The following is a 24,992-nucleotide window of genomic DNA, read 5'->3' as shown; positions in this document are numbered from 1 at the left end:
CGCTAGAATGCGCGCCCAAGGGCAGGAAACAATGCTCGAGTACGACGAAGGCGAGGATGATCTCCCGACGCTTTCAAGGCCCGTGATCCGTGCTGCCGGAGTATCTGGCACTGGGCGCCTGGCAAGGTGTTTATTCAGGCACGCGCCGTGATGATAGCGGTGTGCGTCAAACCCTCTTCACCTTACAACGATGAAGAGGTGTAAGCCGCGGTTTGCCCAAGGCTACTTTTTCACCAGCGGTGGTCGACAGTTGCCACAACTGGTCTATAACTAATCTGCTTTACGTATGTCATGGGGTAGAACATGAGCGACGACGATCTGGAAAATGATGACCTCGAAGTAGGCGAAGACGACGATACCGAAGAGGGCCTGGAAACGGCCGCCGAGGACGTTGCAGACGACGATGGTGGCGACGATGTGCCGGCCCCTGCGGCCAAAGGCAAATCCAAGGCTGCCGTGTCAGTTGACGACCTGCCCAGTGTAGAAGCCAAGAACAAAGAGCGTGATGCTCTGGCTCGCGCCATGGAAGAGTTTCTGTCCAAAGGCGGCAAAGTGCAGGAAGTTGAGGCTAACGTGGTGGCTGACCCACCCAAGAAGCCTGACAACAAGTACGGCAGCCGTCCTATCTAAGGGACAGATGTTTGCTTGAAGAAAAAACCCGCCGTCGCTGCGGGTTTTTTTGTGGGTGACGGAAAGAAGACTGACATGACCCTGTGGGAGCGGGCTTGCTCGCGATGCAGGCAAGCCCGCTCCCACAATTACAAGTGCTTCAACACCGCCGGCAACTCACTCAAGCAGCCAATTTCCGCATCCGGGGCCTTCTCGCCGTCCCAGTGCTTGCCGCCAGGGTTGAACCACACCGCTCGCAGGCCTGCCCGTTGGGCACCGGCGATGTCGTCCCCCGGATGGTCGCCCACGTGTACCGCTGCACCCGCTACCACACCACCGCGCAACAACGCTTCGTGGAACAGTCGCGCATCCGGCTTGGCGATGCCGATATCTTCAGCACACAACACAAATTTGAAGTGGTGCCCCAAACCGATTCGCCGCACATCGGCGTTGCCATTGGTGACCACACCCAAGCTGTAATCACGGGCCAGTGCAATCAGGGTCGGCTCAGCCTGCGGGAACACGTCCAATGCGTGACGCGCCTCAATAAAGACTTCAAAGGCGTCATCAGCCAAGGCTGCTGCGTTCACGTAACCTGCTTCGTTCAACGCATGAAACAGGATCCGCCGACGCAGCGCGCTGATCCGGTGCTTGAGCTGGGGCTCCTCACTTAACACCCGTTCGCGAATCGCCTGGAAATGCCCGACCTCGACGACGCCCAGTTTTGGTGCGTTATTGCCAAGCCACTGACGCAAAACGGCTTCGGCGCTGACAATCACCGGGGCGGTATCCCACAGGGTGTCGTCGAGGTCGAAGGTAATCAGCTCAATCGTCATTCACTGTCCTTACTGCGTTTGGCCCGTGGATGGGCGCTGTCGTAGACCGATGCCAGATGCTGGAAATCCAGATGAGTATAGATTTGCGTGGTTTTGATGTCCGCATGCCCGAGCAACTCTTGCACGGCACGCAAATCCTGGGAGGACTCCAGTAAGTGGCTGGCAAATGAATGGCGCAGCATATGGGGGTGCAGATTCTGCCCCAGCTCGCGCTCACCGGCTGCCTTGACCCGCACTTGAATGGCCCGCGGCCCAAGGCGTGTACCGCGCTGGCTGACGAACACGGCGCCATCCCCGGGGTTGGCCAGTGCCCGCAAGGGCAACCAGGCCTGTAGCGCCTCTCGGGCCTTTTGACCGACGGGCAAAACTCGGGTCTTGCTGCCCTTGCCGAGCACCTCGACCAGCCCATCGGCCAAATCCAGCTGATCCAGGTCAAGCCCGGTCAACTCCGACAATCGCAGCCCCGACGAATAGAACAACTCCAGAATGGCCTGGTCCCGCAGCGCCAGAAAGTCGTCCTCGACACCCCCCTCCAGCAATTGCAGGGCACGATCGGTATCCAGGGTCTTGGGCAGGCGGCGCTCGCCTTTGGGTGGAGCCAGACCGTTTGCCGGGTCGTGGTCGCACAAGCCTTCTCGGTTGAGATAGTGATAAAGCCCGCGCACCGCCGACAACAGACGGGCAATGCTGCGCGAGGATTGACCTTGCTGATGCAGACGCGAAACCAGTTGGCGCATGCGCTGGATATCCAGTGCCGTCCAGCTGACGATTGACTCCTTGGCGCAAAACGCCAGCACCTTGTTCAGGTCGCGGCGGTAGGCCTCAAGCGTATGGGGCGACACCTGGCGCTCACTGCGCAGGTGAATGCAGTAAGCGTCCAGTTGCCGTTCCATCTAACGTACCGAGCGCAAAGCGTTGGTAAAGCGCGGCAGAACCCTGCCCAGCACCTCGGCGATATAACCGAGGAACAGCGTGCCCACCGAGCTTTTGTAGTGCTGCGGATCGCGACTGGCAATCGCCAGTACACCGTGCAACCCCAGATGATTGAGCGCGACTACGGCCGTCGAACCGATCTGCTTGCGCTGATCTTCGCCAAACAGGAAGTCCAGCTCATGCTCACGCAGGCTGCCGCTGACCGTCTTGCCTTCCGTCAACAAGCCACCCAGTGCACGTTGCGCATCGGCGCTGCTGACCCAGCGTCCGACCGGCATCGGGTTGTCACCGAACAGTACCAGGCTGACAAAAGGCACCTGGAAGTCCTGACGCAAGCTGTCTTCGACGGCAATCACCAGCTCATCGAGACTGGTGGCGTCCATCAGGGCGAGGTTAAGACGACGGGTTTTTTCAAAGAGGCGGTCGTTGTCGCGGGCCACGTCCATCAACTGAGACAAGCGATGACGCATCTCGATGTTACGACCACGCAACAACTCCAGTTGACGCTCCACCAGCGAAATCGTATCGCCACGCTGGTGAGGAATACGCAGCGACAGCAGCAGCTCTTCGCGCTGGCCGAAAAAATCCGGATGTTCCTGCAGATACGCCGCAACCATTGCTGCTTGCGAGTTATCCACAGGTACTTCGAGTGCTGCAGGCTGCGTTTTGTCGGTCATCAGTTGCGCTCGCTCATAAACGGACTTGTCCTTCGTAAACTCGCATCGCCGGGCCGGTCATGATCACTGAATGGCCGGGACCAGCCCATTCGAGAGACAAACGGCCACCCGGCAAATCGAGGATCAGCGGTGAGTCCATCCAGCCCTGGCTGATCGCAGCCACAGCAGCGGCACACGCCCCGGTACCGCACGCCTGGGTTTCCCCGGCGCCGCGTTCCCAGACCCGTAGCTGTCCGCGCTGGCGATCAATCACGTGAAGAAAGCCGACATTGACCCGCGCCGGAAAGCGCGGGTGATGTTCAATTTTTGGCCCCAGCTCATGCACCGGCGCAGCGTTGATATCGTCGACACGCAGCACCGCATGGGGATTGCCCATCGACACGGCCGCCAGCTCAACGGTCTGGCCGTCGACATCCAGTTCGTAGCTCAGCGCCTGAGCGTCGGCAACAAACGGGATCTCGGCCGGAATCAGGCGCGGAGGGCCCATATCGACACTGATTTGCCCATCACTGCGCACGTTCAGTTCGATGATGCCGCCTTTGGTTTCGACCTTGAACTGACGCTTGGTGGTCAAGCGCTTGTCGAGCACGAAACGCGCGAAACAGCGCGCCCCGTTGCCGCATTGCTCAACTTCCGAACCGTCGGAGTTGAAGATCCGGTAACGGAAATCAACTTCCGGGTTGCTCGGCGCCTCAACCAGCAGCAGTTGATCAAAACCGACGCCCGTGTGCCGATCACCCCATTGCTTGGCGTGCTTGGGCAGGATATGCGCGTGCTGGCTGACCAGGTCGAGAACCATGAAATCATTGCCCAGGCCGTGCATTTTGGTAAAACGCAGCAACATGGGTTTACTCCGCCAGCAGGCTTTCGCCAGCAAACAACTCGGCTACGGTCTCGCGACGACGTACTTCAAACGCCTGATCGCCATCCACCAGAACTTCGGCGGCGCGGCCACGGGTGTTGTAGTTCGAACTCATGACAAAGCCATAAGCACCGGCCGAATGCACCGCCAGCAAATCGCCTTCAGCCAGTGCCAGTTGGCGGTCCTTGGCCAGGAAGTCGCCGGTTTCGCAGATCGGGCCGACGATGTCGTAGTTGCGAGCCTCGGTGTCACGCGGGCGAACCGCGGTCACGTCCATCCAGGCCTGGTACAACGCCGGACGAATCAGGTCGTTCATCGCCGCATCGACGATGGCAAAGTCTTTGTGCTCGGTGTGCTTGAGGTACTCGACCTGAGTCAACAGCACGCCCGCGTTGGCCACGATAAAGCGGCCTGGTTCGAACACCAGCGCCAGATCGCGCCCATCGATGCGTTCGCGCACGGCCTTGATGTAATCGCCAGCCAGAGGCGGCTCTTCATCGCGATAGCGCACGCCCAGGCCGCCACCCAAGTCGATGTGACGCAGGTAAATGCCGCAATCGCCCAAGCGATCGATCAGGGCCAACAAACGGTCCAGGGCATCGATAAAGGGTTCGAGGGTGGTCAGTTGCGAGCCGATATGGCAATCGACGCCGACCACTTCCAGGTTAGGCAACTGCGCGGCGCGGATGTAGACACCCTCGGCGTCAGCGATGGCAATACCGAACTTGTTTTCCTTGAGGCCGGTGGAGATGTACGGGTGCGTGCCCGCATCAACGTCCGGGTTCACGCGCAGAGAAATCGGCGCACGAACACCCATTTCGGCGGCCACGACCTGCAGGCGCTCAAGCTCGTCGGTGGACTCGACGTTGAAGCAGTGCACGCCCACTTCCAGGGCGCGACGCATGTCGTCACGGGTCTTGCCTACACCCGAAAACACGATCTTGTCGGCCGAACCACCTGCAGCCAGCACACGTTCCAGCTCGCCACGGGAAACGATGTCAAAACCGGCACCCAAACGCGCCAGGACATTGAGTACACCCAGGTTGGAGTTGGCCTTGACGGCGAAACACACCAGGTGCGGCGTGCCGTCCAGAGCATCGGCGTAAGCGTTGTATTGCGCTTCGATGTGCGCCCGGGAGTAAACATAAGTCGGCGTGCCAAAACGCTCGGCAATGGCCGTCAGCGCAACACCTTCGGCGAACAGCTCGCCGTCCCGGTAATTAAAAGCGTCCATGGTGTTCCCTTATTGGTGCTTGTGCGATTGCGATTGCGATTGCGACGACTTCGCTTGGTCTTCAGGGGATTTGCTGTCATCGGGCAGATACAGCGGTCCTTTTTGACCACAGGCAGAAACAAGGCAGGCGACCGCGACGAGCGCAGCAAGAGAAGAGATCAGGCGCTTCATGGCGAAATCCTTTGAAAAGCATTAATTGCGCCCGAGTATACCGAGCACCCACCAGCTTGCCTATGCAGCAGAGCGGCCGAGCGTAACGCCCTGTCTGGATGATCAGTGGTGGTTGGCACAAGGCTGTCATGGGGTTTGCAATCGGCCTGGAGCGCCCGTATCTTGCGAGCTCCGAGCATGACTAGATATTACGAGGTTCCACCATGAGTTTGACTGAAGCCCGTTTTCACGATCTGGTCGATGCCACCCAGGAAAATCTGGAAGACATCTTCGACGACTGTGATCTGGATGTAGATGTGGAGAATTCCGCGGGAATCCTGACGATCAAATTCGAGAATGGCAAAGCCCTGATCTTCAGCCGTCAGGCACCCGTGCTACAGCTCTGGCTGGCTGCTCCCAACGGCGGTTTCCACTTCGACTACGATGAAAAGCGCAGCTCGTGGAAGTGCGACAAAACCGACGAACTGCTCAGCGAAATGGTTCAACGCCTGACACTGGAACACGCTGGCGCCGAGCTGGAATTTGAAGAGATCTGATAGTGACCGCTCCTGTTAAACCTGCAAAACCGCTCTACAGCAACGTCAGTCCGGCAGTGCCGTCCCCCTGCATCAGCACCTGCCGGCTGGATGAACACAAAGTCTGCCTGGGCTGTTTTCGGCACGTCGAAGATATTCGCGAATGGCGTTCGGCAGACGACCAGCGGCGCCGGGTCATTTGTGAACAGGCCCGGCAACGTGTAGCCGCCGCCGAAGGCTGCGAAGGGATTTGCAGGGCGCTTGGGTAAACGGGTTGCTGCGCAACCCTTCCCCGCCTGCGGCAGCGACTACGGGATTTGGCATGGCTTGTGTATTTATTTTGCTGTGGTAGTGTCCGGGTACGCCTCGCACTAACGAGGTTCGTCAAAACCCCGCCATTTTCCGGCGGGGTTTTGCTTTTTCGTGCAGAAAAAAGGAGTCTGCCAGGTCATGAGCACCCCAACCCCACTCATCCTCACTCGCCTGGACGTACAGCGTCTGGAGCAACTCATCGACAGCTTGCCAGAAACGACTCCTGGCATTGAGGCATTGCAAGCCGAACTCGATCGCGCCGAAACCATCGTCGGCCACGAAGAGGTGCCTGCTGGTGTTGTGACCATGAATTCGCGTGTGCACTGCCGCGAAGAAAGCAGTGGCAAGGACTACCGCCTGACATTGGTGTACCCGAAAGACGCCAACGCCGACGAAGGCAAGGTTTCGATTCTGGCCCCTGTCGGCAGCGCACTGCTGGGTTTGCAGGTCGGTCAACACATCAACTGGCCAGCTCCAGGCGGCAAAACCCTGAAACTGGAACTGCTTGAAGTTGAATACCAGCCAAAAGCCGCAAGTGACTTCAACGCTTAAGTTTGGTTGATGGCCTCTCGTCGCGGGCAAACGTGCACAAGGACCGGTAGCTGACACTCAGCTCACGGGCCAAAGCCCGCAGCTCATGACTGACCTGCTGCGCCCCCCACTGCGAGCGATTGTCGAGCATTGCCAATTGCTGCTCATCCCAGCCCCACTCGCGGGTCAGGCGCTGCAGCAGCAACCGCTGCCACTGCATACCCGTCGCGCCACTGCTCAGCGTGTGGCCGACCTTCAGGTACAGGCTGCGGCGAACCAGTTCCAGACGCTGCAACTCGCCGCGCCCCTGCAGGTACTGCTCGATTCGCCGGTACACCACCACGTAGGGGTCCAGCTCATCAAGGTCGAGCCGATCGGCGTACACCCTCTTCTTGAACCCCATACTCAGACAGTTCACCCGTGGGTGCTCGCTGGCATACACCTCGACCAGCAACAGCTTGAGCACTGACTTGTACGGCGACTCAATGCCCTTGAACAATTGCCACAGCCCGGCGCCCAGCAGTTCTGCGGGGGCAATCTGCGCCAGGTGCCCGAGATCAATGGTTTCATCGTGACCCACAACGTCATTGGCCAATAGCCCTTGGGCACATTCGGCGTAGCGAGCCTCCTGATATGCCGGCACCCACCACCACATCGGCGTACGCCCCGCGAGCCAGATAGCGGTGCGATAAAACTCATCCAGCAACAACCTGTTGCGAGGCTCTGCACTCCCGTCGTTGCTCGGTTGGGAGTCACATTCGCCCTGGGCGAAACGCTGCGCATCAATCAGAAAAAAATGCGCTTCAACCCCCAGGCTTGCCGCCCAGACTTCCAGCCGTCGACATTTTTTGCGCAACGCCGCCACCGCCATGTCGCTCAAGTCCGGCCCCAGACAAATCCACACGTCCATATCGCTTTGATCGGTCTGGGCCAAAGTCCCCAGACTGCCCATCAAAAAAAGCCCATGAATCGGTTTTGAAGTGCAGGCGCGGCCCGTGCTGCAGGAAAAGTCCCGGATCAGTTGCTGCGCTGCGCCAAGGGTGGAGGCGTCAGGTTCATAGCCCGACACCCCGGCCGGGGTGCAGTCCGAAACATAGCCGGGCAACAGCGGGTGATTCACGTGAAAACACAGCGCCAACAGCCTCAGCAGCGATTGCTGATGGGGTGCAAGGCCTTCCATTGCACGGGCCATGCGACCCTGATTGACGGTGAGAAACCGCCCACGAAGTTGCAGGAGAGTCTGTCGCTCGACTCCATCGCTCGGCATGGGGAGTGTTTCAGGAGGGCACGTCATTTCACGCTCAGACCGGCTCGCCACAAGACAAAAGGGAGTGGGAGTCTACAGCCAGCCGTATCAAAGACTCAGGAGGAATGGGTGTTTGAGGTCAGAATTTTACTGCGCGAAGAAGTGTGCCCGCGGAATCATTGGTCGTTCAGATCCCGAGGGCGCGGCGTGGCGTCAGGCGATTTCTTTGGACTCTACAAGAATTGTCAGCAGTACTTGAACACTCTGAGCAGCATCACGGCCCAGGCTAGTCAGGTAACCGCCATCGGGTTGGTCAATGAGCTTCTTGTCATACAAACGACGTGCAGCAGCCACTTTTTCGGGTGCCGCGTGTTGATGGATCTTCAGGCCCTCAAGGGTACTTTCCAAGTCAAACAGTGCAAGGACTTCCAGTTCGGCAACCAACTCAGGGGTAAACGACATAAAGACTCCAGACTATGCAGGAAAAGACGACAGCCGCTCTAAGGTGATCGCACTCGCGCTGACTGTCCAGTGACAGTTCCCACCTTTATAAAACAGCCTGTCGTTATAAGGCAGTTGGAGTGTAGTCGCTGCCGAGGAACGAAGGCTGCGAGCTATTGATTTTTAAGCGCTCGCAGCCTTCGTGCCTCGGCAGCGACTACTATGACGGGACCGTTTTGAGCTTTCAGTTATATAAACATTCTTAAATAGTATTTTTAAGAATATCCCTGCCTCACTACTATTGCCCTACGCCAGCAACCCTGTCGGCACCCATATTTTCAGGAGCAGCACCATGAGCGCATCTCTGCGTAGCGTTGACGGCCAGGACCAAGCAACCATCCTTCGGGAAATCCAGAGCGCGCTGCGAGACCTGCGCTTTGGTGCTGTTGAAATCACTGTGCACAACGCTCAAGTGGTTCAGATCGAACGTAAAGAAAAATTCCGTCTGCAAAACCCGAGTCAAAAAAACGCCTGATCAATAGAAAGCGCATTCACGCGAGTGCGCCTCATAAAAAAACTAGAAAAAGCTTTGGAGCCTCACCTATGTCCCTACGCCGTTACGCTTTGGCCGCGCTGGCCAGTGCCATTTTTGCTGGCTCCGCTGTAGCCAAAGATTATGAGTTGCTCAACGTTTCCTACGATCCGACTCGCGAGCTGTACCAGGATTACAACACCGAATTCACCCACTTCTGGAAAGCCAGCCACCCCGGCGATAACGTCAAAATCCAGCAATCCCACGGCGGCTCGGGCAAACAGGCTCGCGGCGTGATCGACGGCCTGCGTGCCGACGTCGTGACCCTGGCCCTGGCCGGTGACATTGACGAAATTGCCAAAATCAACAAAGGCTCGCTGCCGGAAAACTGGCAAACCCGCCTGCCGGACGCCAGCACCCCGTACACCTCGACCATCGTGTTCCTGGTACGCAAGGGCAACCCTAAAGGCATCAAGGACTGGGGCGACCTGACCAAAGAAGGCGTATCGGTCATTACCCCGAACCCTAAAACCAGCGGCGGCGCTCGCTGGAACTTCCTTGCGGCATACGCCTACGGCCTTAAAGCCAACGGTGGTAACGAGGAAAAAGCCAAGGAATACGTAAAAGAGCTGTTCAAACACGTACCCGTGCTGGATACCGGCGCACGCGGTTCGACCATTACCTTCGTCAACAACGGTCAGGGTGACGTGTTGCTGGCCTGGGAAAACGAAGCGTTCCTGGCACTCAAGGAAGACGGTGGCGGTGACAAGTTCGATATCGTCGTGCCTTCGCTGTCGATTCTGGCTGAGCCACCGGTGGCTGTAGTCGACAAAAACGCCGAGAAAAAAGGCAACTCCGAAATCGCCAAAGCCTACCTGGAACACCTCTACAGCCCGGCTGGCCAGGAAATCGCGGCGAAGAACTTCTACCGTCCACGTGACGCGGCCGTTGCTGCCAAATACGCCAAACAATTTCCGAAACTGGAACTGGTGACTATCGACAAAGACTTCGGTGGCTGGAAAACTGCGCAGCCGAAATTCTTTAATGACGGCGGCGTGTTCGACCAGATTTACCAGGCGCAATAACCTGCGGGGCGGGCCTTCAGGCCACGCTTAAAGCTAGAACATCAGGCCCGCAATTGGTTGCGGGCCTCGTGCGTTAACCCAAGGACTTTTATGTCGCGTCGTATCTCCCCCGTCATACCCGGCTTCGGGCTGACGCTGGGCTACACCTTGGTGTACCTCAGCCTGATTGTGCTCATTCCACTGGCGGCGATGTTCGTGCATGCCGCTCAACTGACCTGGGACCAGTTCTGGGCCATCATCACCGCTCCACGGGTGCTGGCTGCGCTGCAACTGAGCTTTGGTACCGCCTTTGTCGCGGCCATCATCAACGGCATCATCGGCACCGTGCTGGCCTGGGTGCTGGTGCGTTATACCTTCCCGGGACGCAAGGTCATCGACGCCATGATCGACCTGCCGTTTGCCCTGCCGACCGCCGTCGCCGGTATCGCCCTGACCGCCCTGTACGCTCCCAACGGCTGGATTGGCCAGTTCGCCACCGACCTGGGCTTCAAGATCGCCTACACCCCGATGGGTATCACCCTGGCACTGACCTTCGTCACCCTGCCGTTTGTGGTGCGTACGGTGCAGCCGGTACTGGCCGATATTCCGCGAGAAATCGAAGAAGCGGCTGCCTGCCTGGGCGCCAAGCCGCTGCAGGTGTTCCGCTACATTCTGGTGCCAGCCCTGCTGCCCGCCTGGCTGACCGGCTTTGCCCTGGCGTTTGCCCGGGGTGTCGGTGAGTACGGCTCGGTGATTTTCATCGCGGGCAACATGCCGTTCAAAACCGAAATCCTGCCGTTGCTGATCATGGTCAAGCTGGACCAATACGACTACACCGGTGCCACGGCCATTGGCGTGATGATGCTGGTGGTTTCCTTCATTTTGCTGCTGATCATCAACTTGATTCAGCGCCGCATCGAAAAACCGTGAAGGAGGCCTGACCATGTCCAGTTCAACACCAAGTGCCTCATCCGTAGCCAACGCCGCCCGCCGGGGGAGCCCGACGTCACGGCGCCTGCTGATCGGTTTCGGCTGGTTGTTTTTCATCCTGTTCCTGCTGCTGCCGCTGCTGATCGTGGTGTCCCAGGGCTTGAAAATGGGGATCGGCACGTTCGTCGACGCCATCATCGAACCCGACGCCTTGTCAGCCCTGAAGCTCACCATCATTGCGGTGGTGATTTCCGTTCCGCTGAACGTGGTATTCGGCGTCAGCGCGGCCTGGTGCGTGAGCAAATACAGCTTTCGCGGCAAGAGCATCCTGGTCACGCTGATCGACCTGCCGTTCTCGGTCTCGCCGGTGATCGCCGGTCTGGTCTACGTGCTGATGTTTGGCGCCCAGGGCTTCTTCGGCAAGTGGCTGCAAGAGCACGACATCCAGATCGTCTTCGCCTTGCCGGGCATCGTGCTGGCAACCATCTTCGTCACCGTACCGTTCGTGGCCCGTGAACTGATCCCGCTGATGCAGGAGCAGGGCACCCAGGAAGAAGAAGCCGCACGCCTGCTGGGCGCCAACGGCTGGCAAATGTTCTGGCACGTGACCGTACCCAATATCAAATGGGGCCTGATCTACGGCGTGGTGCTGTGTACTGCACGGGCGATGGGTGAGTTCGGTGCGGTGTCGGTGGTTTCCGGGCACATTCGCGGGGTGACCAACACGCTGCCGTTGCACGTCGAGATCCTCTACAACGAATACAACCACGTTGCCGCCTTCGCTGTGGCGACCCTGTTGCTGATTATGGCGCTCTTCATCCTGCTGCTTAAGCAGTGGAGCGAATCCCGTATTAACCGCCTGCGCGCCAGCGCCGCGGAGGAATAAACCATGTCGATCGAAGTCCGTAACGTCAGCAAGAACTTCAACGCCTTCAAGGCGCTGAACAGCATCAACCTGGATATCCACAGCGGCGAACTGGTCGCCCTGCTCGGCCCGTCGGGCTGCGGCAAAACCACCTTGCTGCGCATCATCGCCGGCCTGGAAACCCCGGACGAAGGCAACATCGTGTTCCACGGTGAAGACGTCTCGGGGCACGACGTGCGTGATCGTAACGTCGGCTTTGTGTTCCAGCATTACGCGTTGTTCCGCCACATGACGGTGTTCGACAACGTCGCTTTCGGCCTGCGCATGAAGCCGAAAAAGGAACGCCCGAGCGAAACCCGCATCGCCGAAAAAGTCCACGAACTGCTGAACATGGTGCAACTGGACTGGTTGTCGGATCGCTACCCTGAGCAGCTCTCAGGCGGTCAGCGCCAGCGTATCGCCCTGGCCCGCGCACTGGCCGTAGAACCCAAGGTACTGCTGCTGGACGAACCGTTCGGCGCGCTGGACGCCAAGGTCCGTAAAGAGCTGCGCCGCTGGTTGGCGCGCCTGCACGAAGACATCAACCTGACCTCGGTATTCGTGACCCACGACCAGGAAGAAGCCATGGAAGTGGCCGACCGTATCGTGGTGATGAACAAGGGCGTGATCGAGCAGATCGGCTCACCGGGCGAAGTCTACGAAAACCCGGCCAGCGATTTTGTTTACCACTTCCTGGGCGACTCCAACCGCCTGCACATCGGTGAAGATCAGCACCTGCTGTTCCGTCCGCACGAAGTGTCGTTGTCCCGTCACGAGATCGAAGACCACCATGCCGCGCAGGTACGCGACATCCGCCCATTGGGCGCGACCACCCGGGTGACACTGAAAGTTGAAGGGCAAAGCGAGTTGATCGAAGTTGAAGTGGTCAAGGACCACGACAGCCTGACCAATCTGGCGCGCGGCGAGACGCTGTTCTTCAAGCCGAAGGTATGGCAAAAGGCGTAAGCCCACTGCCCTTGTGGGAGCGGGCTTGCTCGCTCCCACAGTTTCAGAGTGGATCTAAGGCTTTTTCAGCTTCGGATTCGGAAAAAACTGCACCGCCTGCACTTTAGGGTCCGGTGCTTTTTTCAACGCCGAAACATTGACCCGCGTACCCAATTCCTTGGGCACCGACAAACCTTGTTCATTCAACGTATCCGAATAACCGCAGGCCACACACTCGCGGTGCGGCACTTCGTCTTCGTTCCACATCATCAACTTGTCGGGCTCGCTGCACGCCGGGCAGACAGCCCCGGCGATAAAGCGTTTTTTGGTCACATTCACAGGTGCATCACTCATGCCGCCGAATCCTCAGTCAGGCCGCTGTGGCGCAACAGCGCGTCAATCGACGGCTCACGACCACGGAAGTCCTTGAACAGCTCCATTGGAGCCTTCGAACCGCCACGGGCCAGAATCGCCTGACGGAACGCCTTGCCCGTGTGCGGGTTGAATACGCCTTCTTCTTCAAAGCGCGAGAACGCATCGGCCGACAGCACTTCAGCCCACTTGTAGCTGTAGTAACCCGCTGCGTAACCACCGGCAAAAATATGCGCAAAGCTGTTGGGGAAGCGGTTGTACGCCGGTGGGCGCATGACCGAAACCTCGTCGCGGATGCCGTCCAGCACCTGCGCCACACTGCGACCGTCACCGTGGGTGGCGTGCAACTCGAAGTCGAACAGGGAGAACTCCAGCTGGCGAACCATCATCAGCCCGGACTGGAAGTTCTTGGCGGCGAGCATCTTGTCCAGCAGGTCTTTGGGCAATGCTTCGCCGGTTTCGTAATGGCTGGAAATCAGCGCCAGGCCTTCAGGCTCCCAGCACCAGTTTTCCATGAACTGGCTCGGCAACTCGACCGCATCCCAGGCCACGCCGTTGATGCCCGATACGCCCGCGTGTTCGATTTCGGTCAGCATGTGGTGCAAGCCGTGGCCGAACTCGTGGAACAGGGTGGTCACTTCATCGTGGGTCAACAGCGCAGGCTTGCCCGCAACCGCCGGGGTGAAGTTGCACACAAGGTTCGCCACCGGGCTTTGCAGCGTGCCGGCTGCCGTGCGACGACGGTCGCGGGCGCCGTCCATCCAGGCACCGCCGCGCTTGTTGGCACGGGCATAGAGGTCAAAGAAGAAGCGCCCGATGTGCTGGCCGTTTTCCTTGATTTCGAACAGGCGAACATCCGGGTGCCAGGTGTCGAAGCCTTTGATCTCGGCAATCTCGATCCCGTACAACTTCTGCACAATGGCAAACAGGCCGCCCAGTACCTTGTCGATCGGGAAGTAGGCACGCAGTGCCTCTTGCGACACGCTGTAGCGCTGCTCGCGCAGTTTTTCGCCGAAGAAGCCTGTGTCCCAGCTTTTAAGCTCCGGGGTGCCTTGCTCGGCGGCGTACGCTTGCAGCTGCTCAAGGTCACGAGCGGCAAATGGCTTGCTGCGCTTGGCCAGATCCCGCAGGAAGGTCAGCACCTGATCCGGTGTCTCGGCCATTTTGGTGGCCAGGCTCAGCTCTGCAAAGCTGCCAAAACCCAAAAGTTTTGCCAGTTCCTGACGCAGGTCGAGGATTTCTTCCATGACCGGGCCGTTGTCGAACTTGCCGGCATTCGGGCCTTGATCTGACGCCCGGGTGCAATACGCGGCATAGACTTCTTCGCGCAGGGCGCGGTCCTGTGCGTAGGTCATGACCGGGAAGTAGCTCGGGAACTCCAGACTGATCAGCCAGCCATCCAGGCCTTTGGCCTGTGCAGCAGCGGCCATTTGCGCCTTGGCCGAATCGGTCAGGCCCGCCAGTGCGGCTTCATCGGTGATGTGCTTGGTCCAGGCCTGGGTCGCGTCCAGCAACTGGTTGGAGAACTTGCTGCCCAGCTCCGACAGTTTGCTCTGGACTTCGGCATAACGCTTTTGCTCAGCCTCCGGCAGGTCAATACCCGACAGGCGGAAGTCACGCAGCGAGTGCTCAAGAATGGTTTTTTGCGCCTGGTCGAAACCAGCCACTTGCGGGCTGTGGGCCAACGCTTCGAAAGCCTGGAACAGTTCGCGGTTCTGGCCCATCTCGGTGGAATAGGCGCTCAAGGCAGGCAAGCAAGCCTCATAGGCTTCACGCAGTTCGCTGCTGTTGCACACCGCGTTAAGGTGGCTGACCGGGCTCCAGGCCGCGCCCAGTCGGTCATTCAGCTCATCCATCGCCAACACCAGTCCCGCCCATGTCGGGTTCTGGCCCTGATCTTTGAGGATGTTTTGAATGCCGACACGGTTGTCGGCGAGGATCTGTTCGATGGCCGGCTGTACGTGCTCAGGACGGATCGCCGAGAACGGCGGCAGGTCGTAGGGCTGCAAAAGAGGGTTGTTCTCGCTCACGTTTGGCACCTTGGCTTGAAGAAACATTGGGCCATCTTAATTACAATCGACGCACTGCGCAGCAATCAGCCCCGCTATCACTGCTAAAGAAGGAAGCTATTCGTGTCCATTCGTCCGTTCCAGCAGCACACACCGACCCTGGGCGAGCGCGCCTTTGTTGACCGCTCGGCAGTGGTGATCGGCGACGTCGAGATCGGCGACGACAGTTCTATCTGGCCGCTGACCGTGATTCGCGGCGACATGCACCGCATCCGCATCGGTGCACGCACCAGCGTTCAAGACGGCTGCGTGCTCCACATCACCCACGCAGGCCCGTTCAACCCCGAGGGTTTCCCGCTGCTGATCGGCGATGACGTGACCATCGCCCACAAAGTCATGCTGCACGGCTGTCACGTGGGAAACCGGATCCTGATCGGCATGGGCAGCATCGTGATGGACGGCGCCATTATTGAAGACGACGTGATCGTTGGTGCAGGCAGCCTGGTGCCACCGGGCAAGCGACTGGCCAGCGGTTTTCTGTATGTGGGCAGCCCGGTCAAACAGGTGCGCGAACTGACAGAAAAAGAAAAAGCCTTCTTCACCTACAGCGCGGGCAATTACGTAAAGCTCAAGGACCAGCATTTGGCCGAAGGCTACGACCAGCCCGTTTAAGTCACCTATTCTGGAGCTCTGCATGCATTACCAAAACGTATTGTTCGACCTTGACGGCACCCTGACCGACCCACGGGAAGGCATCACCCGTTCGATCCAGTTCGGCCTGGGCAAGCTGGGCATTGACGAGCCTGACCTCACCCGGCTTGAGCACTTTATCGGGCCGCCGCTGCTGCAGCAGTTCATGGCCACCTATGGCTTTGACGAGGCAAAGGCGTGGGAAGCGATGGGGTTCTACCGCGAGCGTTTTGCCGTGACCGGGTTGTATGAAAACCACGTATTCGAGGGCGTCACACCCTTGCTTGAAGAGCTGGTGGCACAGGGTCGCCAACTGTTTATCGCCACGTCAAAACCCCATGTGTATGCCCGTGAAATCGCCCGTCACTTTGACTTCGCCAAGTACTTCAACGTGATTTACGGCAGTGAACTGGATGGCACCCGCACCAACAAGGTCGAGCTGATTGCTCACTTGATCAGCGAGCAAGGACTGGACCCCGCCCAGACCCTGATGATCGGCGACCGCAAGCACGATTTGATCGGTGCCCGCGACAACGGCATGGACGCAGCGGCTGTGGGTTATGGCTTTGGGAGTTTCGAAGAACTGAACTCGTTTGCGCCCAAATACCACTTTGAAACGCTGGCGCAGCTGCATCAGGCGTTCAAGTAACCCCGGACGGGTAGTCGCTGACGAGGTACGAAGGCTGCGAGGGGATCTGCATGGATCTCAGGGAAACGGCGGGCTGCGCCCCCCTTCGCAGCCTTCGGCAGCGACTACCTATGCTCTGCGCAGTTCGATCGCGCGGCGCAAATCTTCGCGCCAGCCCAGCAGAAAACCGAGCTCCACCACCACAAACAGCGGCCCCACGATCAGCCCGGTCACGTCATCGATAAACGCCGGTTTACGCCCCTCGTAGTAATGCCCCACAAACTGGAACACCCAGCCCACGACAAATAAACCCACGCCCCAGCCCAGCCAGGCGGCGGTGCTCAACGCCGCCAGCGTGTGCCCCAGCCAGACGCTCAACCCCAGCAGCACCGTCATCAACACCCCAAGACGCAGCTCAAGGCGCAGATAAAATACCGCGCTGGCCAGCATCACCAGCACCGCCGGGGAAATACCTGCCCATTGCGGACGCGATAGCAGCGTCGCCACGGCAATCACAATCAGCGGAATACCCACGAAATGGGTGGCGATATTGTGCGGATCACGGTGATAGGCCGCATATTGGCTCAGATGGTCGACCAGGCTTTTCATGGTGCAGAACCCTCACTATCTTATTTTTGGTTATAAACAAATAGCTTCTTATTCCTTAGCGAATCTAAAAACCGTCCCTATACTGACTCGGTAACACACATACCGCTGGAGACGCAGACCCATGGGCAACGATTCGATTCGCTATTTGATAGTGCCGGGCTGGCAAGGTTCGTCCGACGATCATTGGCAAACCCACTGGCAAAACAGCTTACCGAACAGTGCCCGGGTGGAGCAGGCCGACTGGCTCACGCCTCGACGCGAAGACTGGATCGCTGCCTTGGCCGAAGCCATTGCCGCCGACAGCACCCCCGTGATTCTGATTGCCCACAGCCTGGGTTGCATCACGGTAGCCCATTGGGCCGAGCGTGCGCCAGAAAGCCTGCTTGGCCAAGTACGCGGCGCATTGCTGGTGGCCCCGGCAGATGTCGAACGTCCCGCCTGTGCGCCCGCCTTGCGCAACTTTGCCCCTATCCCGAGCCAGCCTTTGCCGTTCCCCAGCCAGATTGTCACCTCGGATAACGATGGGGCGGTCAGTGCGCCACGGGCGATGGAGTTCGCCCGCCAGTGGGGCGCCGAAATTGGCGTGATCAGCGGCGCTGGGCATATCAACGTCAAATCCGGACACCAGCGCTGGGAGCAAGGCTTCGCCTTTTTGTACCGCCTGCAAACCCGCATCGAGCACGGTGCCCTGCGCCGAGCATGAATTTTTGAAACGCCCGCGCCCACCCAACGGCTGCGGGTGGGAGCCTGTCATGAGCCTGCATGAAACTTTTGGCCAGCCATTGCTGACCTTTCCCGACGCGGAAAAAAGCCCGCTGAGCATTCGCGCCAAGGCGCTGGTGTTTGTCGACCCTCGCTCACGCACACTGCGCAACGATCTGGAACTGTTGGCGCCCCGTGCGCTACCGGTGTTGATTCGTGGCGAAACCGGCAGCGGCAAGGAACTGCTGGCCCGGCATATCCACCGCGCCAGCGATCGCACCGGCTTGTTCGTGTCGGTCAACTGCGGCGCGATCAGCCCCACCTACGCAGACGCCGAACTGTTCGGCTATGCCGCCGGAGCACACAACAGTTCGGCCAGCAGCCGCGCCGGCTGGTTTGGCTCGGCCAATGGCGGCACCCTGTATCTGGACGAAATTGGCGACTTGCCCCTGGCGATTCAGATCAAGCTGCTGGCGGCTCTGGAAACCCACGAAGTCACTCGCGTAGGCGCTCATCAACCCAGCCCTGTGGACGTGCGCCTGGTGGCGGCCACCAGCATCGATCTGGCGCAGGCGGTCAGTGCCGGCAAATTCCACGAGCGGCTGTATCACTACCTCAGCGAAGGAAGGCTGGAGTTACCCGCCTTGCGCGAACGGCCCGGTGACATCCTGTCGCTGGCCGAATACTTTTTAGGCATCTACAGCCAGCGCCTGAACCTGCCCGTACCGTTTATCAGCGACGGCGCGCAGCGGGTGCTTGAGCGCTATAGCTGGCCGGGCAACACCCGGGAGCTGGAAAACGTGATTCATTTTGCGCTGTTGGTCAGCACCGGCGACGAGATCCAGCCCGAGCACCTGAACCTGCCCGACGCACTGAGCCAGATTGAGCTGTTTATCAAGGGGGCGACAGGACAGGAGTTGGCGGCAATCAAGCAATTGCTCCCACAGGCCTTGAGCTGAATAAAACTCAAGTGAACAAAAAGGCATAACAAGCTGAATAAAAGTTATTGTTCTGGAATAAAGAATCTCGGTATTGTCTGTTTCGTCTTCCAATAAAACCGTCCTGCGAACGGTCACACACTTAAGGGTATTGCATGAAAAAGGTTCTGTTGTTTACCGCATTGGCGGCTGCTCTGACGGCAGGCCTGGCACAGGCTGGCGAAAAACTGGTGGTGGCTGCCACCCCTGTTCCCCACGCCGAAATCCTTGAGCTGATCAAACCGACCCTCGCCAAAGAAGGCGTGGATCTGGAAATCAAAGTGTTCACCGACTACGTGCAACCTAACGTCCAGGTTGCCGAGAAACACCTGGATGCCAACTACTTCCAGACCCTGCCTTACCTCGAAAGCTTCAATAAAGGCAAAGGCACCAATCTGCAAACCGTGATCGGCGTTCACGTTGAACCGTTTGGCGGCTACTCGAAAAAAATCAAACACCTGTCCGAGCTTAAAGACGGCGCAACCATCGCCATCCCTAACGAAGGCAGCAACAGCGGTCGTGCGTTGATCCTGCTGCAAAAGGCCGGCCTGATCGAACTCAAAGACCCGACCAACGCTGTGTCCACCCCAAAAGACATCGCCAAGAACCCGCACAACTTCAAGTTCAAAGAGCTTGAGTCGGCACTGCTGCCACGGGTACTGGACCAGGTCGACCTGGACATGATCAACACCAACTACGCGCTGGAAGCTGGCCTGAACCCGGCCACCGACGCACTGATCATCGAAGGTGCTGACTCACCGTACGTAAACTTCCTGGTCGCCCGTCCGGACAACAAGGACAGCCCGGCCATCCAGAAGCTGGCCAAAGCCCTGACCAGCCCGGAAGTAAAAGCCTTTATCGCTGAAAAATACAAAGGCGCGGTGCTGCCAGCGTTCTGATCAAGCACACGTTCCACTGAAAACGCCGACGGCTTATATAGCGTCGGCGTTTTTATTTGTCGGAACATTGAGTCCCACAGACTGAAAACCCTGTTCTACGCTATCACCCGTATCCGCATGTTAATCGGCATCACGCAAAGGAGCTTGCATGGCAGGTCCACTGAACACGGGCATTTTGGGCTTGAGCCTGTTGGCGTTTCTCACCGCGTGCGGCAAAGAGGGTCCTAAGGAGCCTTTGTCCCCAAGGGTGTATGTGCAGCAGGTAAGCACTCGAGCGTTCGCTGCGCCCATTCAACTCAGCGGTGATATTCAGGCCCGGATCGAAACCCAGCTGTCATTTCGCGTAGGCGGCAAGATTATCGAGCGCAAGGTGGACGTGGGGGACCACATCCAGGCTCATCAGGTGCTCGCCCGCCTCGACCCCAAGGACCTGAAGATCCAGGTCGAAACTGCCCAGGCCAGCGTCAATGCGCAACAGGCACAAGTGGTGCAAACCCGTGCTGCGTTTATTCGTCAGCAAAAGCTGCTGCCAAAAGGCTACACCAGCCAAAGCGAATACGACGCTGCCAACGCCGCCCAGCTCAGCGCCAAAAGTGCCTTGACTGCTGCCCAGGCGCAGTTGGCCAACGCCCGTGAACAATTGAGCTACAGCAATCTTGAAGCCGAGGCGCCCGGCATTATTACGGCGCGCCAGGCCGAGGTAGGCCAAGTGGTGCAGGCCACCATGCCGATATTCACCCTGGCTCGCGATGGTGCAAGGGATGCGGTGTTCAACGTGTACGAATCGCTGTTTATCGAGCCGCCCAAGGACCCCACGGTTCAGGTCACGCTCTTGAGTAATCCGGCGATCAAGGTCAACGGCCAGATCCGCGAAATCACCCCCACCGTGGCGGCACAAAGCGGCACGCTGCAAATAAAGGTGCAACTGGATGCACTGCCCAAAGGCATGGACCTGGGTTCGATTGTCAGCGTCAACCTGACCCCGCCCTCCAGCCCCAGCATTGAGTTGCCGTGGTCAGCCCTGACCAAGGACATCAGCGAGCCCGCCGTATGGATCGCCGACGAACAAAACAACGTGCGCCTGCAGCGGGTCAAGGTCGGGCGCTACCTGACCGGCAGCGTCATCGTCAGCGAAGGGCTCAAGGATGGAGAAAAAGTCGTGGTCGCAGGCGGGCAATTGCTACACCCCGGCATGAAGGTTGAAATCGTCCCCACTCCAGCCCAGGGAGTTCAACTATGAGGCGTTTGTGGATGATGCCCTTGGCCGCCGCACTGCTGGCGGGATGCTCTGAAAAACAGCCCCCCGAACCCATTCGGCCCGCACTGTATGTGGTGGCACAGCCAGAGCTGGCGCAAGATCTGGGACGCTTTGCCGGCAATATCGAAGCCCGCTACGAAAGTACCTTGGGCTTTCGTGTGCCGGGGCGCATCGTGCGCCGTTATTACGACGTGGGAACGGTGGTCAAACAGGGTGACATTCTGGCCAACCTCGACCCCACCGATCAGCAAAATCAGTTGCGTTCGGCACAGGGCGACCTGGCCAAGGTACAAGCGCAATTGATCAACGCCAAAGCCAACGCCCGCCGCCAGCAAGAGCTGTTCGACCGTGGTGTGGGCGCCCAGGCCCAACTGGACACGGCACAAGCCGACCTCAAGACCACCCAGGCCTCGGTGCAACAGGCACAGGCGGCGGTGAATCAGGCCCAGGATCAGCTCGGTTACTGCAACCTGCGCGCCGACCATGACGCCGTGATCACGCAATGGCAGGCCGAGGCCGGGCAAGTGGTAAGCATCGGCCAGGAAGTCGTCACCCTGGCGCGACCTGAAATCAAAGAGGCGGTGATCGACCTGCCGGGACCGCTGGCCGAGGCGTTGCCCAAAGGCATCGAGTTCCGCGTTGCCGGCCAGCTCGACCCGAACATCAACACCAGCGCCCATATCCGCGAAATCGCTCCACAGGCCGACAGTGCAACCCGCACACGACGCACCCGCCTGACACTGGACTCGACCCCGGCGGCGTTTCGACTTGGCAGCTCGGTCAGCGTGACCGTCAGCAGCCCGACCGCCGAGCACTTTCAACTGCCACTGACCGCCATGCAGGAAACCGACAGCCACACCCGCGTGTGGATCATCGACGCCGCAACCCAGACCGTCAGCCCCCGTGACGTTACGGTTCTGCGGCGCGATGCAAAAAGCGTGTTGTTATCTGGCGGCATCAAAACCGGCGACATGGTGGTCAGTGCAGGCGTGCATAGCCTTACCCCTGGGCAGAAAGTCAGACTCGATAAGGAAAGCTCGCAATGAATGGGAAGTTCAACCTGTCCGAGTGGGCTCTGAAACATCAGTCATTCGTCTGGTATCTGATGTTTGTGGCGGTGGTCGCCGGGATTTTCTCGTACATCAATCTGGGCCGGGCCGAAGACCCGTCCTTTGCCATCAAAACCATGGTGATCCAGACCCGCTGGCCCGGCGCCACGGTCGATGAAACCCGGTTGCAAATCACCGACCGCATCGAGAAAAAGCTCGAGGAGCTGGATTCCCTCGACTACGTGCAAAGCTATACCCGCCCTGGCGAGTCCACAGTGTTTGTGTTCCTCAAGGACACTACCAAGGCCGATGCCATCCCGAATATCTGGTACGAGGTGCGCAAGAAAATCGGCGACATTCGCGGCGACTTCCCCCAGGGCATTCAAGGCCCGGGGTTCGACGATGAGTTCGGTGATGTCTACGGCACCATCTTCGCCTTCACCGGCGACGGCTTCACCATGCGCCAGCTGCGCGATTACGTGGAGCAGGTTCGCACCGGCATTCGCGATGTACCCAATCGCGGCAAGGTGATGACCATTGGCGAGCAGGAAGAAACCTTCTACCTGGATTTTTCGACCCGCAAGCTGGCAGCGCTGGGCCTTGATCAACAGCAAATACTGGAAAGCCTGCAAGCCCAGAACGCCGTTACCCCTGCGGGGGTCATCGAAGCGGGTCCCGAACGCATGTCGGTGCGTACCTCGGGGCAGTTCCACAGTGTTGAAGACCTGGCCGCGGTGAACCTGCGGGTCAACGACCGTTTTTACCGCCTGGCCGACATCGCCGACATCACCCGGGGCTACGTTGACCCGGCGGCCCCCATGTTTCATTACAACGGCAAGCCCGCCATTGGTCTGGCAATCGCCATGATTGATGGCGGCAACATTCAGGAGTTCGGCAAGCAACTGCAGGAGCGCATCGATGAACTGACCGCAGAGTTGCCGGTGGGGGTGGGCGTACACATGGTGTCCGATCAGGCGCAGGTGGTTGAAGAAGCCGTGAGCGGCTTCACCAGTGCGCTGTTTGAAGCCGTGGTCATCGTGCTGGCGGTGAGTTTCATCAGCCTGGGCCTGCGAGCCGGCCTGGTGGTGGCGATCTCGATCCCGCTGGTACTGGCGCTGGTGTTCGTGTTTATGGAATTCACCGGCATTGCCATGCAGCGGGTGTCGCTGGGTGCACTGATCATCGCCCTGGGCCTGTTGGTGGATGACGCGATGATCACGGTGGAGATGATGATCACGCGCCTCGAACTGGGGGAAACCAAGGAGCAGGCCGCCACCTTTGCCTATCACTCCACAGCCTTCCCGATGTTGACCGGCACCCTGGTGACGGTGGCAGGTTTCGTTCCCATCGGTCTGAACAACAGCTCGGCGGGGGAATACACCTTCACCCTGTTCGCGGTGATTGCCGTGGCGATGCTGGTGTCGTGGGTGGTGGCGGTACTGTTCGCGCCAGTGCTGGGTGTGCATATCCTGAGTGCCAAGGTTAAACCCAAGTCCGAAGAACCCGGGCGCCTGGCCCGGGCTTTCAACACTGCTCTGCTGTGGTGCATGCGTAATCGCTGGTGGACCATCGGCGCCACGGTGCTGATGTTTGTGCTGTCGGTGTTCGGCATGGGGCTGGTGCAGAACCAGTTTTTCCCGGCATCCGATCGCCCCGAAATCCTGGTCGACCTGAACCTGCCGCAAAACGCTTCAATTCAGGAAACCCTCAAAGTTACCCAGCGGTTTGAAGAGTCACTCAAGGGCGATCCGGATATCGTGCGCTGGAGCTCGTACATCGGCGAAGGTGCAATCCGTTTCTACCTGCCGCTGGACCAGCAACTGCAAAACCCCTTCTACGCCCAACTGGTCATCGTCAGTACCGGGCTTGATAGCCGCGACGCCTTGATGGAGCGTCTCAACAAGCGTCTGCGCGAAGAGTTCGTGGGGGTCGGCAGCTTCGTCCATACCCTGGAACTGGGGCCTCCGGTGGGGCAACCGCTGCAGTACCGGGTCAGCGGCAAAAACATCGACCTGGTGCGCAAGTATTCGATCGACCTGGCCACCGTGCTCGACGCCAACCCCAACGTCGGCGAAACCATTTTCAACTGGAACGAACCCGGCAAGGTCTTGCGCATCGACATTGCCCAGGACAAGGCCCGCCAGTTCGGACTGTCGTCCGAGGACGTGGCCCATGTGATGAACAGCATCGTCAGCGGTGCCGCCATCAGCCAGGTCAAGGACAACATCTACCTGGTCAACATCGTCGGGCGGGCCAACAGCAGTGAGCGCGGCACCCCTGAAACCCTGCTCAACCTGCAGATCACCACCCCCAGCGGCACTTCGATTCCGCTCCTGGCCTTTGCCACGGTAAGTTACGAGCTGGAGCAACCGTTGATATGGAGCCGGGACCGGATCCCCACCCTGACCCTCAAGGCCTCGGTGCGTGGCTCGATGCAACCGACCGACCTGGTGGCGCAACTCAAGCCTGAGATCGACAAGTTTGCCGAAAGCCTGCCCCAGGGCTACACCTTGCAAACCGGCGGTACGGTAGAACAAAGCGCCAAGGCCCAAGGCCCGATCGCCAAGGTGGTGCCGTTGATGCTGTTCCTGATGGCCACCTTCCTGATGATCCAGCTGCAAAGCGTGAAGAAGATGTTCCTGGTGGTGAGTGTGGCGCCGCTGGGGTTGATCGGGGTGGTGCTGGCGCTGGTGCCCACCGGGACGCCGATGGGCTTTGTGGCGATTCTGGGGATTTTGGCGCTGGTGGGCATCATCGTGCGCAACTCGGTGATTCTGGTGACCCAGATCGACCAGTACGAGCGCGACGGCTATGACCCGTGGCATGCCGTGATGCAAGCCACCCAGCACCGTCGCCGACCGATCCTGCTGACTGCAGCGGCGGCCAGCCTGGGGATGATCCCGATTGCCCGCGACGTGTTCTGGGGACCAATGGCTTACGCCATGATTGGCGGCATCCTGTCGGCCACCTTACTCACGCTGCTGTTCCTGCCAGCGCTGTATGTGGCCTCGTACAAGATCAAGGAGAACAAAGAGCCGCCGCCAGCCCATGTTTGAT

The 24,992-nt window shown here is 59.1% G+C and carries 27 protein-coding genes and 1 pseudogene; 17 read left to right on the top strand and 11 right to left on the bottom strand.

Annotated elements, in window-relative coordinates; all coding sequences use genetic code 11:
• Positions 1–303 precede the first annotated feature (303 nt).
• Positions 304–630, top strand: coding sequence for a transcriptional regulator SutA (gene sutA, locus VSQ83_RS24385; RefSeq protein ID WP_095027614.1), 327 nt, complete (start codon positions 304–306; stop codon positions 628–630).
• Positions 631–758: 128 nt separating this feature from the next.
• Here the strand turns inward: sutA and VSQ83_RS24380 are convergent, their stop codons facing one another.
• From VSQ83_RS24380 to lptM, 6 genes are read right to left on the bottom strand one after another with little or no spacing between them, the layout of a single operon-like run.
• Positions 759–1,445: an HAD family hydrolase gene (locus VSQ83_RS24380; RefSeq protein WP_133075035.1), complete on the bottom strand. Its 687-nt coding sequence runs from the start codon at positions 1,443–1,445 to the stop codon at positions 759–761.
• Entirely contained in the window at positions 1,442–2,338 is an 897-nt protein-coding gene (gene xerC / locus VSQ83_RS24375) for a tyrosine recombinase XerC (RefSeq protein WP_133075034.1), read from the bottom strand. The genes VSQ83_RS24380 and xerC overlap by 4 nt, the downstream gene beginning before the upstream one ends.
• The gene (locus VSQ83_RS24370) at positions 2,339–3,055 is read right to left on the bottom strand and encodes a DUF484 family protein (RefSeq protein WP_133075033.1); all 717 of its coding nucleotides are present in this window, start codon (positions 3,053–3,055) and stop codon (positions 2,339–2,341) included.
• Between the two features lie 13 nt (positions 3,056–3,068).
• Positions 3,069–3,899 (bottom strand): diaminopimelate epimerase, encoded by an 831-nt coding sequence (gene dapF, locus VSQ83_RS24365; protein WP_133075032.1) that lies wholly within the window; start codon positions 3,897–3,899, stop codon positions 3,069–3,071.
• Positions 3,900–3,903: 4 nt separating this feature from the next.
• Positions 3,904–5,151, bottom strand: a complete 1,248-nt coding sequence (lysA, locus tag VSQ83_RS24360) for a diaminopimelate decarboxylase (protein WP_326427664.1) — start codon at positions 5,149–5,151, stop codon at positions 3,904–3,906.
• 9 nt (positions 5,152–5,160) lie between these two features.
• Positions 5,161–5,322 (bottom strand): LPS translocon maturation chaperone LptM, encoded by a 162-nt coding sequence (lptM, locus tag VSQ83_RS24355; protein WP_326427663.1) that lies wholly within the window; start codon positions 5,320–5,322, stop codon positions 5,161–5,163.
• Between the two features lie 203 nt (positions 5,323–5,525).
• On the opposite strand from lptM, the gene cyaY reads away from it, so the two are divergent.
• The 3 genes from cyaY (at position 5,526) to rnk (ending at position 6,701) form a co-directional block, all read left to right on the top strand.
• The gene (gene cyaY, locus VSQ83_RS24350; RefSeq protein ID WP_133075029.1) at positions 5,526–5,858 is read left to right on the top strand and encodes an iron donor protein CyaY; all 333 of its coding nucleotides are present in this window, start codon (positions 5,526–5,528) and stop codon (positions 5,856–5,858) included.
• Positions 5,855–6,106 carry a DUF1289 domain-containing protein gene (locus VSQ83_RS24345; protein WP_219262039.1) on the top strand — a complete coding sequence of 84 codons (252 nt, stop codon included), beginning with the start codon at positions 5,855–5,857 and terminating at the stop codon, positions 6,104–6,106. The genes cyaY and VSQ83_RS24345 overlap by 4 nt, the downstream gene beginning before the upstream one ends.
• A gap of 181 nt (positions 6,107–6,287) precedes the next feature.
• Complete coding sequence (rnk, locus tag VSQ83_RS24340) at positions 6,288–6,701, top strand: nucleoside diphosphate kinase regulator (protein ID WP_133075027.1); 414 nt, start codon at positions 6,288–6,290, stop codon at positions 6,699–6,701.
• Between the two features lie 13 nt (positions 6,702–6,714).
• On the opposite strand, the pseudogene VSQ83_RS24335 reads toward rnk, so the two are convergent.
• Both VSQ83_RS24335 and VSQ83_RS24330 read right to left on the bottom strand, forming a co-directional pair.
• A pseudogene (locus VSQ83_RS24335) lies at positions 6,715–7,974 on the bottom strand (class I adenylate cyclase); the annotation flags it as partial.
• Positions 7,975–8,139: 165 nt separating this feature from the next.
• A complete protein-coding gene (locus VSQ83_RS24330; protein ID WP_019828271.1) occupies positions 8,140–8,388 on the bottom strand; it encodes a TIGR02647 family protein in 249 nt (82 codons plus the stop codon).
• 331 nt (positions 8,389–8,719) lie between these two features.
• Here VSQ83_RS24330 and oscA point away from each other — a divergent pair, with 331 nt between their 5' ends.
• The 5 genes from oscA to VSQ83_RS24305 all read left to right on the top strand — a co-directional run bounded on the left by oscA (position 8,720) and on the right by VSQ83_RS24305 (position 12,763).
• A complete protein-coding gene (gene oscA / locus VSQ83_RS24325; RefSeq protein ID WP_326427662.1) occupies positions 8,720–8,902 on the top strand; it encodes a sulfur starvation response protein OscA in 183 nt (60 codons plus the stop codon).
• Positions 8,903–8,970: 68 nt separating this feature from the next.
• Complete coding sequence (locus tag VSQ83_RS24320) at positions 8,971–9,984, top strand: sulfate ABC transporter substrate-binding protein (RefSeq protein WP_133075025.1); 1,014 nt, start codon at positions 8,971–8,973, stop codon at positions 9,982–9,984.
• Between the two features lie 90 nt (positions 9,985–10,074).
• Positions 10,075–10,893: a sulfate ABC transporter permease subunit CysT gene (cysT, locus tag VSQ83_RS24315; RefSeq protein ID WP_133075024.1), complete on the top strand. Its 819-nt coding sequence runs from the start codon at positions 10,075–10,077 to the stop codon at positions 10,891–10,893.
• Between the two features lie 13 nt (positions 10,894–10,906).
• Positions 10,907–11,779, top strand: a complete 873-nt coding sequence (gene cysW, locus VSQ83_RS24310) for a sulfate ABC transporter permease subunit CysW (protein WP_133075023.1) — start codon at positions 10,907–10,909, stop codon at positions 11,777–11,779.
• 3 nt (positions 11,780–11,782) lie between these two features.
• The gene (locus tag VSQ83_RS24305) at positions 11,783–12,763 is read left to right on the top strand and encodes a sulfate/molybdate ABC transporter ATP-binding protein (RefSeq protein WP_133075022.1); all 981 of its coding nucleotides are present in this window, start codon (positions 11,783–11,785) and stop codon (positions 12,761–12,763) included.
• A 54-nt stretch (positions 12,764–12,817) separates the two neighbouring features.
• Here VSQ83_RS24305 and VSQ83_RS24300 read toward each other — a convergent pair whose 3' ends face one another.
• Entirely contained in the window at positions 12,818–13,096 is a 279-nt protein-coding gene (locus tag VSQ83_RS24300; RefSeq protein ID WP_019828279.1) for a YheV family putative zinc ribbon protein, read from the bottom strand.
• On the bottom strand, positions 13,093–15,171 hold the full coding sequence (gene prlC / locus VSQ83_RS24295) for an oligopeptidase A (protein WP_219262002.1): 2,079 nt from the start codon (positions 15,169–15,171) through the stop codon (positions 13,093–13,095). Before prlC ends, VSQ83_RS24300 begins: the two co-directional genes overlap by 4 nt.
• Before the next feature lie 75 nt (positions 15,172–15,246).
• Here prlC and VSQ83_RS24290 point away from each other — a divergent pair, with 75 nt between their 5' ends.
• Positions 15,247–15,795 (top strand): gamma carbonic anhydrase family protein, encoded by a 549-nt coding sequence (locus tag VSQ83_RS24290; RefSeq protein WP_133075020.1) that lies wholly within the window; start codon positions 15,247–15,249, stop codon positions 15,793–15,795.
• Between the two features lie 22 nt (positions 15,796–15,817).
• A complete protein-coding gene (locus VSQ83_RS24285) occupies positions 15,818–16,462 on the top strand; it encodes an HAD family hydrolase (protein ID WP_133075019.1) in 645 nt (214 codons plus the stop codon).
• Positions 16,463–16,570: 108 nt separating this feature from the next.
• Here VSQ83_RS24285 and VSQ83_RS24280 read toward each other — a convergent pair whose 3' ends face one another.
• On the bottom strand, positions 16,571–17,050 hold the full coding sequence (locus tag VSQ83_RS24280; protein WP_133075018.1) for an Mpo1 family 2-hydroxy fatty acid dioxygenase: 480 nt from the start codon (positions 17,048–17,050) through the stop codon (positions 16,571–16,573).
• Positions 17,051–17,171: 121 nt separating this feature from the next.
• On the opposite strand from VSQ83_RS24280, the gene VSQ83_RS24275 reads away from it, so the two are divergent.
• The 6 genes from VSQ83_RS24275 to VSQ83_RS24250 all read left to right on the top strand — a co-directional run bounded on the left by VSQ83_RS24275 (position 17,172) and on the right by VSQ83_RS24250 (position 24,991).
• Positions 17,172–17,753 carry an alpha/beta hydrolase gene (locus VSQ83_RS24275; protein WP_133075017.1) on the top strand — a complete coding sequence of 194 codons (582 nt, stop codon included), beginning with the start codon at positions 17,172–17,174 and terminating at the stop codon, positions 17,751–17,753.
• A 49-nt stretch (positions 17,754–17,802) separates the two neighbouring features.
• Positions 17,803–18,711 carry a sigma 54-interacting transcriptional regulator gene (locus VSQ83_RS24270; RefSeq protein ID WP_133075016.1) on the top strand — a complete coding sequence of 303 codons (909 nt, stop codon included), beginning with the start codon at positions 17,803–17,805 and terminating at the stop codon, positions 18,709–18,711.
• A gap of 134 nt (positions 18,712–18,845) precedes the next feature.
• Positions 18,846–19,628, top strand: coding sequence for a MetQ/NlpA family ABC transporter substrate-binding protein (locus VSQ83_RS24265; protein ID WP_133075015.1), 783 nt, complete (start codon positions 18,846–18,848; stop codon positions 19,626–19,628).
• Positions 19,629–19,776: 148 nt separating this feature from the next.
• On the top strand, positions 19,777–20,868 hold the full coding sequence (locus VSQ83_RS24260; protein WP_133075014.1) for an efflux RND transporter periplasmic adaptor subunit: 1,092 nt from the start codon (positions 19,777–19,779) through the stop codon (positions 20,866–20,868).
• A complete protein-coding gene (locus VSQ83_RS24255; RefSeq protein ID WP_326398836.1) occupies positions 20,865–21,932 on the top strand; it encodes an efflux RND transporter periplasmic adaptor subunit in 1,068 nt (355 codons plus the stop codon). The genes VSQ83_RS24260 and VSQ83_RS24255 overlap by 4 nt, the downstream gene beginning before the upstream one ends.
• Positions 21,929–24,991: an efflux RND transporter permease subunit gene (locus VSQ83_RS24250; RefSeq protein WP_219262000.1), complete on the top strand. Its 3,063-nt coding sequence runs from the start codon at positions 21,929–21,931 to the stop codon at positions 24,989–24,991. Before VSQ83_RS24255 ends, VSQ83_RS24250 begins: the two co-directional genes overlap by 4 nt.
• The last annotated feature ends 1 nt before the right edge of the window (position 24,992 follow it).

Source organism: Pseudomonas sp. DSV-1 (assembly GCF_035830915.1).
GTDB lineage: Bacteria > Pseudomonadota > Gammaproteobacteria > Pseudomonadales > Pseudomonadaceae > Aquipseudomonas.
Note: the sequence above shows the minus strand (reverse complement) of the source record. Positions and strands in the feature narration are given on the sequence as shown.

What these genes read in the sequence shown, in the direction of transcription:
- cyaY (WP_133075029.1), top strand. Translation starts at nt 5,526, where the DNA reads ATGAGTTTGACTGAAGCCCGTTTTCACGATCTGGTCGATGCCACCCAG.
- VSQ83_RS24380 (WP_133075035.1), bottom strand. Translation starts at nt 1,445, where the DNA reads ATGACGATTGAGCTGATTACCTTCGACCTCGACGACACCCTGTGGGAT.
- cysT (WP_133075024.1), top strand. Translation starts at nt 10,075, where the DNA reads ATGTCGCGTCGTATCTCCCCCGTCATACCCGGCTTCGGGCTGACGCTG.
- sutA (WP_095027614.1), top strand. Translation starts at nt 304, where the DNA reads ATGAGCGACGACGATCTGGAAAATGATGACCTCGAAGTAGGCGAAGAC.
- VSQ83_RS24265 (WP_133075015.1), top strand. Translation starts at nt 18,846, where the DNA reads ATGAAAAAGGTTCTGTTGTTTACCGCATTGGCGGCTGCTCTGACGGCA.
- dapF (WP_133075032.1), bottom strand. Translation starts at nt 3,899, where the DNA reads ATGTTGCTGCGTTTTACCAAAATGCACGGCCTGGGCAATGATTTCATG.
- lysA (WP_326427664.1), bottom strand. Translation starts at nt 5,151, where the DNA reads ATGGACGCTTTTAATTACCGGGACGGCGAGCTGTTCGCCGAAGGTGTT.
- prlC (WP_219262002.1), bottom strand. Translation starts at nt 15,171, where the DNA reads ATGTTTCTTCAAGCCAAGGTGCCAAACGTGAGCGAGAACAACCCTCTT.
- VSQ83_RS24320 (WP_133075025.1), top strand. Translation starts at nt 8,971, where the DNA reads ATGTCCCTACGCCGTTACGCTTTGGCCGCGCTGGCCAGTGCCATTTTT.
- VSQ83_RS24275 (WP_133075017.1), top strand. Translation starts at nt 17,172, where the DNA reads ATGGGCAACGATTCGATTCGCTATTTGATAGTGCCGGGCTGGCAAGGT.
- oscA (WP_326427662.1), top strand. Translation starts at nt 8,720, where the DNA reads ATGAGCGCATCTCTGCGTAGCGTTGACGGCCAGGACCAAGCAACCATC.
- VSQ83_RS24280 (WP_133075018.1), bottom strand. Translation starts at nt 17,050, where the DNA reads ATGAAAAGCCTGGTCGACCATCTGAGCCAATATGCGGCCTATCACCGT.
- VSQ83_RS24285 (WP_133075019.1), top strand. Translation starts at nt 15,818, where the DNA reads ATGCATTACCAAAACGTATTGTTCGACCTTGACGGCACCCTGACCGAC.
- VSQ83_RS24250 (WP_219262000.1), top strand. Translation starts at nt 21,929, where the DNA reads ATGAATGGGAAGTTCAACCTGTCCGAGTGGGCTCTGAAACATCAGTCA.
- VSQ83_RS24270 (WP_133075016.1), top strand. Translation starts at nt 17,803, where the DNA reads ATGAGCCTGCATGAAACTTTTGGCCAGCCATTGCTGACCTTTCCCGAC.
- VSQ83_RS24255 (WP_326398836.1), top strand. Translation starts at nt 20,865, where the DNA reads ATGAGGCGTTTGTGGATGATGCCCTTGGCCGCCGCACTGCTGGCGGGA.
- cysW (WP_133075023.1), top strand. Translation starts at nt 10,907, where the DNA reads ATGTCCAGTTCAACACCAAGTGCCTCATCCGTAGCCAACGCCGCCCGC.
- VSQ83_RS24370 (WP_133075033.1), bottom strand. Translation starts at nt 3,055, where the DNA reads ATGACCGACAAAACGCAGCCTGCAGCACTCGAAGTACCTGTGGATAAC.
- VSQ83_RS24330 (WP_019828271.1), bottom strand. Translation starts at nt 8,388, where the DNA reads ATGTCGTTTACCCCTGAGTTGGTTGCCGAACTGGAAGTCCTTGCACTG.
- VSQ83_RS24300 (WP_019828279.1), bottom strand. Translation starts at nt 13,096, where the DNA reads ATGAGTGATGCACCTGTGAATGTGACCAAAAAACGCTTTATCGCCGGG.
- VSQ83_RS24305 (WP_133075022.1), top strand. Translation starts at nt 11,783, where the DNA reads ATGTCGATCGAAGTCCGTAACGTCAGCAAGAACTTCAACGCCTTCAAG.
- lptM (WP_326427663.1), bottom strand. Translation starts at nt 5,322, where the DNA reads ATGAAGCGCCTGATCTCTTCTCTTGCTGCGCTCGTCGCGGTCGCCTGC.
- VSQ83_RS24260 (WP_133075014.1), top strand. Translation starts at nt 19,777, where the DNA reads ATGGCAGGTCCACTGAACACGGGCATTTTGGGCTTGAGCCTGTTGGCG.
- rnk (WP_133075027.1), top strand. Translation starts at nt 6,288, where the DNA reads ATGAGCACCCCAACCCCACTCATCCTCACTCGCCTGGACGTACAGCGT.
- xerC (WP_133075034.1), bottom strand. Translation starts at nt 2,338, where the DNA reads ATGGAACGGCAACTGGACGCTTACTGCATTCACCTGCGCAGTGAGCGC.